This is a genomic window from uncultured Algibacter sp., assembly GCF_947495675.1.
Taxonomy (GTDB): domain Bacteria; phylum Bacteroidota; class Bacteroidia; order Flavobacteriales; family Flavobacteriaceae; genus Algibacter_B.
Map to the genome: position 1 here is coordinate 196,860 of NZ_CANLZX010000004.1, position 12,751 is coordinate 209,610.

13 protein-coding genes are annotated in these 12,751 nt (G+C 31.7%); 4 read left to right on the forward strand and 9 right to left on the reverse strand.

Going from position 1 to position 12,751, the window contains the following annotated elements:
- From Q0842_RS04695 to Q0842_RS04705, 3 genes are all read right to left on the reverse strand, one after another.
- The gene (locus Q0842_RS04695; RefSeq protein WP_298494853.1) at positions 1–1,443 is read right to left on the reverse strand and encodes an acetyl-CoA carboxylase biotin carboxylase subunit; all 1,443 of its coding nucleotides are present in this window, start codon (positions 1,441–1,443) and stop codon (positions 1–3) included.
- Between the two features lie 88 nt (positions 1,444–1,531).
- Positions 1,532–2,017 (reverse strand): acetyl-CoA carboxylase biotin carboxyl carrier protein subunit, encoded by a 486-nt coding sequence (locus tag Q0842_RS04700; protein ID WP_298494855.1) that lies wholly within the window; start codon positions 2,015–2,017, stop codon positions 1,532–1,534.
- Positions 2,018–2,126: 109 nt separating this feature from the next.
- On the reverse strand, positions 2,127–2,804 hold the full coding sequence (locus Q0842_RS04705; RefSeq protein ID WP_298494857.1) for a PrsW family glutamic-type intramembrane protease: 678 nt from the start codon (positions 2,802–2,804) through the stop codon (positions 2,127–2,129).
- Positions 2,805–3,248: 444 nt separating this feature from the next.
- Between Q0842_RS04705 and Q0842_RS04710 the strand changes: the two genes are divergently transcribed.
- Entirely contained in the window at positions 3,249–3,845 is a 597-nt protein-coding gene (locus Q0842_RS04710; protein WP_298494859.1) for a YceI family protein, read from the forward strand.
- A gap of 129 nt (positions 3,846–3,974) precedes the next feature.
- Here the strand turns inward: Q0842_RS04710 and Q0842_RS04715 are convergent, their stop codons facing one another.
- The 4 genes from Q0842_RS04715 to Q0842_RS04730 form a co-directional block, all read right to left on the reverse strand.
- Positions 3,975–4,526, reverse strand: a complete 552-nt coding sequence (locus Q0842_RS04715; RefSeq protein ID WP_298494861.1) for an NUDIX domain-containing protein — start codon at positions 4,524–4,526, stop codon at positions 3,975–3,977.
- Between the two features lie 19 nt (positions 4,527–4,545).
- Positions 4,546–6,702: a gliding motility-associated C-terminal domain-containing protein gene (locus Q0842_RS04720; RefSeq protein ID WP_298494864.1), complete on the reverse strand. Its 2,157-nt coding sequence runs from the start codon at positions 6,700–6,702 to the stop codon at positions 4,546–4,548.
- A 95-nt stretch (positions 6,703–6,797) separates the two neighbouring features.
- Positions 6,798–7,886, reverse strand: coding sequence for a M42 family metallopeptidase (locus tag Q0842_RS04725; RefSeq protein ID WP_298494866.1), 1,089 nt, complete (start codon positions 7,884–7,886; stop codon positions 6,798–6,800).
- A gap of 458 nt (positions 7,887–8,344) precedes the next feature.
- Positions 8,345–9,487 carry a tRNA modification GTPase gene (locus tag Q0842_RS04730; protein ID WP_298494868.1) on the reverse strand — a complete coding sequence of 381 codons (1,143 nt, stop codon included), beginning with the start codon at positions 9,485–9,487 and terminating at the stop codon, positions 8,345–8,347.
- A gap of 211 nt (positions 9,488–9,698) precedes the next feature.
- Here Q0842_RS04730 and Q0842_RS04735 point away from each other — a divergent pair, with 211 nt between their 5' ends.
- From Q0842_RS04735 to Q0842_RS04745, 3 genes are read left to right on the forward strand one after another with little or no spacing between them, the layout of a single operon-like run.
- Positions 9,699–10,376 carry a DUF4294 domain-containing protein gene (locus tag Q0842_RS04735; RefSeq protein WP_298494870.1) on the forward strand — a complete coding sequence of 226 codons (678 nt, stop codon included), beginning with the start codon at positions 9,699–9,701 and terminating at the stop codon, positions 10,374–10,376.
- Entirely contained in the window at positions 10,377–11,003 is a 627-nt protein-coding gene (locus Q0842_RS04740; protein WP_298494872.1) for a hemolysin III family protein, read from the forward strand. It abuts the gene before it with no gap.
- Position 11,004: 1 nt separating this feature from the next.
- Positions 11,005–11,502, forward strand: coding sequence for a GNAT family N-acetyltransferase (locus tag Q0842_RS04745; protein ID WP_298494875.1), 498 nt, complete (start codon positions 11,005–11,007; stop codon positions 11,500–11,502).
- An 8-nt stretch (positions 11,503–11,510) separates the two neighbouring features.
- Here Q0842_RS04745 and Q0842_RS04750 read toward each other — a convergent pair whose 3' ends face one another.
- Together Q0842_RS04750 and Q0842_RS04755 are read right to left on the reverse strand one after the other, a co-directional pair.
- Positions 11,511–11,939 carry a DUF4268 domain-containing protein gene (locus tag Q0842_RS04750; protein WP_298494878.1) on the reverse strand — a complete coding sequence of 143 codons (429 nt, stop codon included), beginning with the start codon at positions 11,937–11,939 and terminating at the stop codon, positions 11,511–11,513.
- 54 nt (positions 11,940–11,993) lie between these two features.
- Positions 11,994–12,668: a ZIP family metal transporter gene (locus tag Q0842_RS04755; RefSeq protein WP_298494880.1), complete on the reverse strand. Its 675-nt coding sequence runs from the start codon at positions 12,666–12,668 to the stop codon at positions 11,994–11,996.
- Positions 12,669–12,751 lie beyond the last annotated feature (83 nt).

Below are 12,751 nucleotides of genomic sequence, written 5' to 3' on the forward strand. Positions count from 1 at the left end.
TTAATAGTTAGATAGTCGGAGTAACTTTTGGTCTTCTATGTATTGTTTTAATGCTATTAGTGCTGCTATTTTAGCTTCATTTTCGGTTTCAGATTTTAATGCTTCAGGAGAATAATAATTCTTGACAAAATGTGTGTCAAAATTTCCAGAACGAAAAGCTTCATGTTCGCAAACATATTTACCAAAGGCAAGTGTTGTTTCAATGCCCTTAACCTCATAGTTGTCAATTGCCATAATCATAAGCTCTATAGCTTCTTCTCTTGTTTTGGCATAGGTTATTAATTTTGACAGCATTGGGTCGTAATATATGGGGATATCCATACCTTCTTCAAAACCATTATCAACTCGAATTCCTTTACCAACAGGTAATTTATAAACTTCTAAATGACCAACACTTGGTAAAAAATCATTAAGAGGGTCTTCGGCATAAACACGTAATTCAAGAGCGTGCCCGTTAATTGTTAATTCGTCTTGTTTTATTTTTAATGCTTCACCTCGAGCTATTTTTATTTGAAGTTCAACTAAATCAACACCAGAGATTAATTCGGTAACTGGGTGTTCTACTTGTAAGCGTGTATTCATTTCTAAAAAGTAGAAATTATGGTCTGCATCTAATAAGAATTCAACCGTTCCCGCTCCTAAATAATCACAAGATTTAGCAACTTTTATGGCAGCTTCACCCATTTTGTTTCGTAATTCTGGAGAAAGAACACAAGAAGGAGCTTCTTCAACTACTTTTTGGTGTCGACGTTGAATGCTACACTCGCGCTCAAAAAAATGTAAAACATTACCATGACTATCGGCCATTATTTGAATTTCGATATGTCTAGGTGAGGTAACATATTTTTCAATAAACACAGAACCATCGCCAAAAGCAGAAGTGGCTTCGCTTATAGCACGATTCATTTGTGATTCTAAATCACTTTCTTTTTCAACTATTCGCATTCCTTTTCCGCCACCACCAGCCGAAGCTTTTATAAGTATAGGGAAGCCAATTTCTTTGGCAATTTTTTTAGCTTTAATAACATCGGTAATAGCCTCATCAATACCAGGAACCATAGGTATGTTATAAGCTTTAACAGCATCTTTGGCAGCCAATTTACTGCCCATAATTTTTATGGCTTTTGATTTCGGACCAATAAAAATAATATTATTTTCCTCGCATAATTCAGCAAAAGAAGCATTTTCACTTAAAAAACCATAACCAGGGTGTATGGCATCAACGTGTAATTGTTTAGCAACTTCTATGATTTTATCACCTCTTAAATATGATTGGTTTGATGGTGGTTCTCCTATACAAACTGCTTCATTGGCAAATTTTACATGAGGTGCATTACGGTCTGCTGTAGAAAAAACAGCCACCGTTTTAATACCCATTTTATGAGCCGTTTTCATAACTCTTATGGCTATTTCGCCACGGTTTGCAACTAGTATTTTTTTCATGTGTTTTTACTCATTTTTTTATTGGTAACGGGTAGTTTCTATATAGCTATTCAATTATGTGTAGAATGCGCGTGATGGTAGTTTCATATTATTCAAACTCAATTAAAAGTTGATTTTTTTCTACTGCATCACCATTTTTCGCTAAAATTGATTTTATAATACCAGTTCTTGGAGAAGTAATACTGTTTTCCATTTTCATAGCTTCAAGAATAAATAAGGTGTCATTTTCATTAACTTCTTGTCCAACTTTAACTTGCATTTCTAAAATTAAACCAGGCATGGGTGCTTTAATAGCATGCACTTGTTTTTTTGTAGTTGAAGAAAGGCCCATGTCTTTAATTAGTAAGTCTAATTCATTTGAAATGGCAACATTATACATGTTATTGTTTACTTTAACTTGATATGATTTTTTATTAAAATCAGTTTCAGTTATTTCAGCTTTAAACGATTTGTTATCCTTTAGAATATGATACTTACCTTTTGAAGTTTGAAGGGCATCAAAGTTTAAGACCTCTTCATTACTAACATCAAAATCAATAGTATTATTAACCTTAATCTTAAAATTTTTACTCATAGATTTAAATATTACTAGTAGTAAATATAAGGAATTTATTGAGGAGATTTAAAGACAATAAAAATCTGCTAAAATAGGTTTAAGAAGTTTGCTTTAAAATGAAAGGGGATTATAAAGTTTTGAATTTAGAGTTTTTTTGATGTTTTATAATAGCTCTTCTAGATAAAAATAACCCAATAAATAACGAAACAAATGCACCAACCCATATACCTGGAACAAAATTTATAAATAGAAAGAAATCATAGGCGCCATGAAAAGTAATGGCAAGTAATAAACCAAATAAATTTAATCCGATTCTGTTTTTAGAGAATTTTGCTTTCCCCATAAAATAGCCCATTAAAATACCAAAAGTGGCATGTGCAGGAACTGCAGTAAAAGCTCTGGCTAAAGCTGTCGTGTACCCGCCCTCAATAACATAAAATATATTTTCTGTAGCAGCAAAACCCATAGATACCATTACGGCATAAACGATACCATCAAAAGGTTCGTTGAACGCTTTGTTGGGTTGAGCAAAATATCTAATTATTATGTATTTACTAAATTCTTCTATTAAGCCAACTACAAAAAAGGCTTTAATAAATTGTTCTAAAATACTTGTTTTATTTGTTAGCGGTAAAACAATATCAAAAGCATAATAAAGTATAGATGTAATAATAATGCTAACAATGGCCCCCAATAAAAAATTATAAAAAAGTAAGCGAGTAGGTTCTTTTTCATATTTGTCTTTATAATAAATGAAAAGAATAATTACAAAAACAGGAGCAAAGGCTACAACCAATAAATTCATTTACTTATGCGTTTCTTAATTTCTTTTAAAGTTTTTACTAATTTTTATACCAATTTCCTCTTTGGTTTCTCTAATATTATAAAGGTAGTCTTCTATTAACTATAAAAATTGAATTTATTTAACCTCAGTTCTCAATAAAAATACATAATATATTAAGGTTATTCAAAAAAATTATAGGCATTGTTAAGTCGTTTTAATGAAGCTTCATTAATTTAAAAAAAAAGTTTTAGTATTTAGGTTTTTAAACAATTTACGAAAACGTTATATAATTAGTGGGAAAACAGATAGTTATAAATACTTAAACACTCCTAAATTGAGAATATGACAAAATGAAGCTAAAAAAAAGTGATATTTTGCGAAATATTTAATGAAAACATGATATTTATCATTTTTATTCATTCTCATTAAGTTGAAATTTGCCATATAATTTAACAACATAATGTCATGAATACACAAAAAAATATCTTCAAAAAATTAGCTATCTGTATCGTTTTAATTGGTTTTGTATTTAATCAATCCCAGGCACAAATGTTACAATTAGAAAATGAAAACTCTTTTTTAACTGTTTATGGTTCTTCTAACCTTCATGGTTGGAAAGTTGACGCCAATACACAAAACGGATTAATTAAGTTTGCAAGTTTTGAAACTTGTGAAATAGAGTCTTTATCATTAGCTGTGCTTACCGAAAGTTTAGAAGGTGCAAAACCAGGTATTACCTCTACGGCATCCAAAGCTTTAAAATCCGATAAATATAAAACCATATTATATTCACTTGTAGAAGTTACTAGTGTTATTGATAAAGGATATGGTGTTTTCGAATTAGAAACACTAGGTGATTTAGTTATCGCTGGCACTAAAAAAAGAGTACCATTAAAATTTGACGTTACCATAGTTGACAGAAATGTAAAACTTAACGGTAAGGTGAAATTAAAATTAACAGAGTTTAATATTACACCACCAACAGGTATGCTAGGCGTTGTTCAAGCAAAAGACGATATCTATTTAAAATTTGAAACTAACTTTACCAATACCATTTTATAATTATTTTAGTCAAAAAGAAAAGCCTCTTTACTTATGGTTCCCTAAGAGATACTATTAGTAAAGGGGTTTTTTGATTTAAAAAATCTATACACGTTCTTTTTTAGTTAAAAAAAAGAGGTTTCAGTAACATTAAACATGTTTTTTTATTTCATTCAATACTAATTGATAATACGCTTTGTTTGAAGGTACAAAATGGTTGTTATTATCATTAATATTTTTAATAAGTGTTTCAAACGTATTAAAGGAAACCAACTTTAAAGCTTCAACCTCTTCTTCTTGTGGTATTAGTTTTGATACTGGTACATCTAGTTTAGTAATAAACGTATTATGAAATTCATTGTCTTTAATGCCGCTTTCATAGGTTTGAAAACACTCAAAAACACCAATTTTATTTAAGTCTTTTTCATAAATAGTTAAGCCAATTTCCTCTTTGGTTTCTCTAATTGCTGCTTGAGTTGCAGTTTCCCCTGCATCAATATGGCCAGCAACCGAGACATCCCACATTAAGGGGCAAATTATTTTTTTTGCAGATCGTTGCGATAGTAAAATATGCCCTTTAGAGGTATAAAACCAAATATGGGCCGTATGGTGGTAATAGCCTTCTGTGTGAATTACAGATTTTAATTCAGACTTCCCAGTTGGTTTTCCATCTTTAGTTACTATGTCTATGTATTCTTCCATACTATAAAATTAAAACTTTCTATTTAGTTCCTACAAAAAAGGAACTTATTATTGGTTTTAAACCACTATCTGTAATATTAATTATGTAAAAATAAGTTCCAGTAGGAACTTTATTTGAAGTTCCTATAGCATTTTTACTAGAAGTGCCATTCCAATTATTTTGATAATTGTTAGATTGATAAATTAACGCACCCCATCGATTAAAAATTTTTAATTCAACCTTAAAACCACACCCTTCAATGTTGCTAATTGTAAAGTAGTCGTTCCATCCATCTTGGTTTGGTGTTACTATTTTAGATATATTTATGTTACTACCATTAAAAACTTTGTTGGATGGTACCGTAATAACTTGCACAAAATCTTCAATAGTGCGCCCGCAGGCATCTGTAAAATGCCATGTGTTTGTATAAGTACCTTCAAAATCACAATCGCTATTTTGAATAAAATCTCCCGAAGTTTTAACAAGGTCGAAATGACATTTATCAGGAATAGGGTAAAGGGCTAAAGCGTTTTCCAAATCATTTGGGTTGCTATTAGATAAGGTTCTATCTAAACTACCAACAGGCGTTTCCCAATTTGCAATGGGTTGGTTTATAGCTATTAATAACGCATTTCCAAGTTGGCACTCATCCAGTTTTGTAGAGCTTAAAGTGGTAAATGCATTTGGGTTTTCATCTCCATTATAGCTGGCTGTAAAAAGTAATTCAAACTCAAGGTTACAGGTGTCTTCTAGAAAGTAACAAGCATCTTTAATCATAACATTAAAAGCAATATTCAGCATAGAATCTCCTACTTCCAGAAAACCATCTTCAATAAAAAACTGCAAGAGTCTTGTGTCTTCATTATAAGTGTAAGAAACGCCATCTGGCAAACTACCGGCCGAAACAAATTCAATATTTGCTGGTATGGTTTCAGAAAGTACCACATTTGTAGCATGATCATTTCCTGTGTTTAAAAAGTTTAAATTAAAGGTTACTATGTCGTTGGCACTAGTAAGGTCTTCAGTAGTAGCAGAATTCAGTATTATGGGATATAAGCTAGGCGCCCAAACCTCAACCGATAAACCCACTAAAAATAAGCTATAAGTTTCTTGGTTCGATGCCAATCGTAAAGTTGCAGAAGTTTGGTTGTTACCAATAATGGCATTATCGGTATTATCAAGTTTAAAAACGGCAGCATCAAAACCAAGGGTATTTAAACTGGCTGGGTTTCGGTCAATAAAATGGGCGTTATCAATAGTAATTCTACTATTAAAAAAATTGTTCGATGCTCTTAAAGGAGCTGTAATATCTACAAAATTATCTGCAATGTTTTGTATTTGAAACCTGTCGCCGGTTAAACTTCTATCGCCTTCCAAAGCGCCTATTAAGGTTTTTACATTTACAGGGCCAGTAGGTACGGTTCTAAAACCAGAAAAATCAATATCATAATTATTAAAATCTTTGGTAATATGCGCGTAGCCATCAAAAATACTCACGTTTTTAGAAACCAACTCTGGGCTTTCATAAACAAATACAATTTGCCAGCCACCAGAAGTACCAGTATTACCCTCAGAATGCTGAAAAAGAAACCCTGTTTTAGCCTCAACATTAGCCACTTGGTAGGTACCAAAAGGACTCTCTAGGTTTGTTACCAAATTAGTAATGTCTTTAAAGCAGACATACGGGTCGTTACTAAAATGCGTATCTCGGCCTCTATAAAGTACCTCGTCTGCAGTTAATGTTTCATAACTGCTATCATCAGGAAGCATTAATTTAATATCGTTAAAATTCCATGTAGGCACATTATCTGTACCATCATCCTTTTCTTTATCTGCGGCAGCCCAATACAAATAGGCTTTTTTAATACTTAAGCAAGCTAAATCTGGCAACGGATTTATAAACTGGGCACTACTCGAATTAAATGTCGAGCTGTCATCATCAATATCCACAAAAACATTATCACTAAAACTATGGTTATCGCTTTCGCCATTGTAGTCTTCGGTGGCTGTTCTCGATAAAACATTATTGGCAATCATGGTAAAATCGCCATTAATCATATTATTAAATCGAGGAGAGAACTCTTTTTTAATTTGAGCGTAATTGGTGTAGTAACATGCAAACAAACCAAACAAAAGTAGTATAAGCGTTTGTTTTGGTAATGGGAGTTTATTTTTATTTATAAAACGGTTACCCATTAAGTTGTTGGTTTTTTAAAATCTTGCTCTAAATTTAAATTGAGCCGATATATAGCATACCGGCTCAATTTAATAGTTATAAAATACGTTATATGTTAATTAAAATAGCTAAACGTTTCGCCGGCTTTTATGTTAAGTAACGATTCATAAATTAATTTAATCACATTTTCAACATCCTCTTTATGTACCATTTCTACAGTAGTGTGCATGTAGCGTAACGGCAACGAAATTAAAGCCGAAGCCACACCGCCATTGCTATAAGCAAAAGCATCTGTATCGGTTCCTGTAGCGCGCGATAGGGCAGAACGCTGAAAAGGAATTTTCTTAGCCTCTGCAGTATCCGTAATTAAATCACGAAGCTTTTGTTGCACAGCAGGCGCATAAGCAACCACAGGCCCTTTACCAATTTCTAATAAACCCGCTTTTTTAGGCTCAATCATTGGTGTAGTAGTATCGTGAGTTACATCGGTAACAATAGCCACATTAGGTTTTATGGTTTGGGTAATCATTTCTGCACCACGTAAACCAATTTCTTCTTGTACGGCGTTAGTTACATACAAACCAAAAGGCAATTCTTTTTTGTTTTCTTTTAAAAGTCTAGCAACTTCGGCAATCATAAAACCACCCATGCGGTTATCAATAGCTCTACAAACAAATTTATCGCCGTTTAAAATATGGAATTCATCAGGGTAAGTAATCACACAACCCACATGCACACCAAGTTTTTCAACATCGGCTTTAGTCGCGCAACCACAATCAATAAAAATATTGTCTGGTTTAGGCGGTTCCTCTTTCGCTTTGTTACGCGTATGTATGGCAGGCCAACCAAAAACCCCTTTTACAATGCCTTTTTTAGTATGTATATTAACCACCTTACTAGGGGCAATCTGGTGGTCGCTACCACCATTTCTAATTACATAAATTAGTCCGTTATCCGATATATAGTTAACATACCACGAAATTTCATCGGCATGTCCCTCAATAACCACTTTGTATTCTGCCTTTGGGTTTATAACACCAACCGCAGTACCATAAGTATCTGTAATAAACTCATCAACATACGGTTTTAAATAATCCATCCACAGCTTTTGTCCGTCCCACTCATAGCCAGTAGGTGCTGCATTATTTAAATATTTTTCTAAAAAGTCCATCGACTTTTTGTTTAATATGCTCTTCTTTGCCATTTATTAAAAGTTTTGCACTAAAATAATAATATAAAATGTAAAAGAATAGTTTAAGCAGGCTCTATTATAAAAATATTTTGGGCGTTACCACAAGGGTCGGGCTTTACGCTGCAAGTCCTCGGTGTGCCAATAATAAATTGGCAAACCTGTGGGCTTTTCGCTGCAATCCCTAACGTAGCAGCTAGGTTTTATTTTAAGTTTTAGTAATTATAAAAAAGCAGCATAGTATAATGGCTTGTTTTCAATAAGTTGTTGTGGTGTTATAGGGTAAGAGGAAATGTTTTAGGGGTTAAAATGTTGTAGACTATTATGATGTTCGTTTAACGGCTACGGCTATGAGTAGTTGCGTGGTTTAGTACTTAACTTTGCAAGTACACACCAACCTGAAAATCCGCGAGGATTTTCAGAAATAGGAGAGAACAAGCAATTACTTATAGCCAATGTTATGTGTTGTTATTTTAGAATAGAGAATATCCAAATATTATTGATAATGTTTTAGAATCCACATTTATATCATTACCTAATCTTCTAGGTGATTGATGCCTTAACTCTATGCTGTATTTATCATTATACTTATAACCTAAACCATAAGCCATATATATTGATGTAAGGTTCGTTGATTCATTTATTCTTAAATCATAAATAAAAGAAGTATTAATAAAAAATTTAGAATTATCATTTAAAAAGAAGTAATATCTTACACCAGCATTGCATTCAATAGTACTATAATTAATTACATCTTCTAAACCTCCATTAGTTGATTTTTCTACTGTAAAACTTGTATAAATTGGTTCAACGATAAATGACCATTTATTTTTATTAAAAGGAAGAATAAATTCTGCTTCTAGCCCAAAACCAAAATCTAGTGAGTTTTTAATAGTAGAATTACTAAAATAAGATTCAAATGAAGAGATATTTAATCGAGGCCTTATATTCAAATTAAATAAATCTTTTTTTTGCTTTTCTTCAAAGTTGATATATTTTTCATTATTACAGCCGTTATATGCTATAAAAAAATTGACCAAATCTGATTTTCTATATTTTAATTTTTCTACTCTGTTCTTTTTTATGTCAGAGCATTTCAAATCATCCCATAGCTGGTTTCTAAATCTATTATTTGTGCCAATTTTATATTCAGGAGTTATATAACTTTTAAATACTAATTGCTCAATATTAGATTTATCGATGCTGTAAAAATACCTTATTAAACCAATGTCAACGTAAGTATACAACGTAGATTTTCCTTCAACTAATACTTTTAAAAAGAGTTCTTCTTCTTGAAACGAAGGTCCTCTTTCATTATCTAATTCATCAACTTTATTACTAGACCTATCAATTTTTACGGAGCTTCTCACATATTTTAAAGCGTTAGGAATCCCAAATTCTTTAACCGATTTTATTGAATTTTCCTTCAATTCGCTATTTTCTGATAGTTTATATTTGAATTCCGTTGGATTTTTTTCCCAATCAAGATTTTTAATTAAACAATTAATTTTTTGATTATTATTATCAATGTAATATCCATTTTCAAAAGAAATTTGAGAGTAGCAATTAAAACTTAAAATTGAGGTTAAAAGAAATAGTAGTTTTATTTTCATCATTATTTTAATTTATTAATATTTACATTGTTAAGTTTTAATAACACATAATGTTCTTCTGATAAAAAATCGTTTCAATGTTTTTTATCAAAAGTTAAACGAAGTTAGCCAATTTTTCTCACAAAGTCAAGCCTATTTATAATTTCCTATTTAAGATAATCCATTCTCAGAAATTCAGTATTTTTGGCATAATAAATGTCCCATTATTTATTAGATGAATTTCTTAAAATACATACTTATCATTTTTCCTTTAATGTTATCTGCCCAGATAGAAGACATTAAACAAGATACAATATCTGAGAAGTATCTTATTATAAAAGGCGATTCGGTACCCAGAACCTCGATTGACTTAGATGAAGTCATGCTTTTACATAAGCTAAAGTTTGATAGCAGAAAAGATAGAATACGCTACTTAATTTTAAGACGCAAAACCATTAAAGTGTACCCGTATGCTAAAATGGCTGCAGACCGTTTAGACTCTATGAACGTGCGGTTAGCAACCCTTACCAGAAACCGTGATAAAAAACGCTATACAAAACGCATACAAAAATACATTGAAGGCGAGTTTTCTGAGGAGTTAAAAAAAATGACTCGTACAGAAGGGCAAATTCTAATTAAGCTAATACACAGGCAAACAGGTGTTACCGCTTTCGATTTAATAAAAGAATTACGTAATGGTTGGCGGGCCTTTTGGTACAATACAACCGCCAGTATGTTCGATATTTCTTTAAAGCGTGAGTTTGACCCAGAAAACGAAAAAGAAGATTATCTTATTGAAGATATTTTGCAGCGTAATTTCCAAAGCGGCCGCTTAGAGCGCCAAAAATCGGCTATTGATTTTGATTTTTACGATTTAACTAACAAGTGGGTTCACCAAAAAACACCAGAATAAATGCGTATACAATCGCCGTTTGAAGAAAAACTAAATACGATAACGCATGCTATTGGTGCTTTACTTGGTATTACTGCCTTAGTGTTATTAATTGTTTATAACAGCCATAAAACCGATTGGAGTTTGTTTAGTGTGATTGTTTATGGTATTTCTATTATTATTCTGTTTAGTGCCTCTACCTTTTACCATGCTGTAAAAGGGGAAAAGCGTAAACACTATTTTAGAATTGTAGATCACATAAGTATTTACTTTTTAATAGCAGGAACTTACACACCGGTTTGTTTAATTTCTTTAGAGCAAACCTTGGGCTGGACGCTTTTTTTTACCGTTTGGGGTATTGCTGCTTTTGGTGTTATTTTAAAGTTGTTTTTTACAGGGCGGTTCGAAATATTTTCAACCTTACTGTATTTAGTTATGGGCTGGTTAATTATTTTCGATTTCTCTAACCTATCTGCAACCCTTGGTGATCAAGGTATTTTATTTCTGTTTGCCGGTGGTTTATCTTATACGGTGGGTATTGTGTTTTATGCCATTCAAAAAATACCATACAATCATGTTATATGGCACTTGTTTGTATTAGGTGGTGCTATTTGCCACTTTTTTATGATTTTTGGTTACGTTATTTAATATGATAGAAATTACTAAAGCAACTACGTTTAATAGTTATCTTAAAATAGAAACACTCGCCGATATTATTTGGCGCGAACATTACATACCTATTGTTGGGAAACCTCAAATAGATTATATGCTTGAAAAGTTTCAAACAGCTAAGGCTATTGAAAAACAAGTGATTGAGGGTTTCGAGTATTTTACTTTATTTTATAATAAAACAGCTGTTGGTTATATTGCTATAAAACCAGAAACCAATGCTTTATTTTTAAGTAAAATATATGTTTTAAGTAGTTATAGAGGTAAAAAAGTAGGTAAAGCAGCCATACATTTTATTGAAAATAAGGCTAAATCGTATCAATTAAATAGCATTAGGTTAACCGTAAATATTCACAATACAAACTCGATTAAGGCTTATGAGACATTGGGTTTTAAAAACAAGGGGTCTGTTGTTGCCGATATTGGAAACGGCTTTGTAATGGACGATTTTGAGATGGTGAAACAAATTTCTGAGTAGCAGGAATGTTACCCCTCAATAACCTCTTTATATTCCTCGAAAAAAGCTTCAAACAAGCTCATGTGTGTATTAAAAAACACCATAACATCGCGCCAGGAGTTTTTGTTGTGTATGGATACTTTTTGCTCTAAAGGCACGTAAATTCTAGAAATCTCTTTTTTGTTTTCTAAAAAATATTCTTCGTCGTAAATAGCTTCAGGTAGATAATCGTTCAACAAAATCGATTTTAAAGCTACTAGTTTTTCCCAGTATTTAATTCGGTGTTCTAAATCGTCTTCTAAGTCTAAAGCAATTAAAGCCGTTCTATTATCAAAATGAAACTTAAAACTTAAACCTTTTAATTTGGTATCATACAAAACCCATTTTCGTGGAAACGATTTCCCGAAACTTGTCCAGAATTCTTGTCGTAAAAGTCTTGATTCTTCTTTGCTAAACATGTCTTTTGTAATAATGAATCAATGTGTTAATAATAAATAATTATCAACTTAAAACTAGATTAAATAAGCTACTCCAACACCTAGTATTATTGAAATAAACTTCGATAAATTAAACTTATGTCCTTCGCCACTTTCAAACAAAATAGTGGTTGAAATATGGAAAAATATACCAATAACTACTGCATTTATAGCATGGGTATAATTGGCAATAAAAGTGGCGTTATGCGCAATCCAAGTGCCTAAGGGGGTCATTAAAGCAAATACTAACAAAAAGCTACCTACCTGTATTTTGGTATAGTTAGACTGTAATAAAAACATAGTAATTAATGTAGCAATGGGTATTTTATGTACCAAAACACCATATACCATATCGTTATGATCGTGAATAGAAAATCCTTCTAATAAACTATGAATACACAAACTAATAAATAATAGCCAAGGGAAAGCAGTCTCGTTTTTATGGATGTGTACATGGCCATGTTCTGCACCTTTAGAGAATAACTCTAAAACAATTTGCAACATAATACCGCACATTATAAAGAGTCCTGTAAGTTTGGTTTCTAAATGATTGTAAACTTCTGGTAATAATTCAAAAAGAGTTAAAGCCAATAAAAAAGCACCACTAAAAGAGAGTAGTAGTTTGGTATTCCAAGACTTTTGTTTTTTAGTAATAAATGCTAAAAGAAAGCCTAAAATAACTGCAAGAAAGGGTAAAATATAATTATTCATTCAAAAAATACACTATTCAATTTTATAACACTCATTAATTATTACCTGCATTAGTAAACAAATTATATGCAAGAGTCATAATA

Bases quoted from the DNA above. Each gene is read 5' to 3' on its own strand.
- Q0842_RS04695 (WP_298494853.1), bottom strand. From the start codon at position 1,443: ATGAAAAAAATACTAGTTGCAAACCGTGGCGAAATAGCCATAAGAGTT.
- Q0842_RS04700 (WP_298494855.1), bottom strand. From the start codon at position 2,017: ATGAGTAAAAATTTTAAGATTAAGGTTAATAATACTATTGATTTTGAT.
- Q0842_RS04705 (WP_298494857.1), bottom strand. From the start codon at position 2,804: ATGAATTTATTGGTTGTAGCCTTTGCTCCTGTTTTTGTAATTATTCTT.
- Q0842_RS04710 (WP_298494859.1), top strand. From the start codon at position 3,249: ATGAATACACAAAAAAATATCTTCAAAAAATTAGCTATCTGTATCGTT.
- Q0842_RS04715 (WP_298494861.1), bottom strand. From the start codon at position 4,526: ATGGAAGAATACATAGACATAGTAACTAAAGATGGAAAACCAACTGGG.
- Q0842_RS04720 (WP_298494864.1), bottom strand. From the start codon at position 6,702: ATGGGTAACCGTTTTATAAATAAAAATAAACTCCCATTACCAAAACAA.
- Q0842_RS04725 (WP_298494866.1), bottom strand. From the start codon at position 7,886: ATGGCAAAGAAGAGCATATTAAACAAAAAGTCGATGGACTTTTTAGAA.
- Q0842_RS04730 (WP_298494868.1), bottom strand. From the start codon at position 9,487: ATGATGAAAATAAAACTACTATTTCTTTTAACCTCAATTTTAAGTTTT.
- Q0842_RS04735 (WP_298494870.1), top strand. From the start codon at position 9,699: ATGAATTTCTTAAAATACATACTTATCATTTTTCCTTTAATGTTATCT.
- Q0842_RS04740 (WP_298494872.1), top strand. From the start codon at position 10,377: ATGCGTATACAATCGCCGTTTGAAGAAAAACTAAATACGATAACGCAT.
- Q0842_RS04745 (WP_298494875.1), top strand. From the start codon at position 11,005: ATGATAGAAATTACTAAAGCAACTACGTTTAATAGTTATCTTAAAATA.
- Q0842_RS04750 (WP_298494878.1), bottom strand. From the start codon at position 11,939: ATGTTTAGCAAAGAAGAATCAAGACTTTTACGACAAGAATTCTGGACA.
- Q0842_RS04755 (WP_298494880.1), bottom strand. From the start codon at position 12,668: ATGAATAATTATATTTTACCCTTTCTTGCAGTTATTTTAGGCTTTCTT.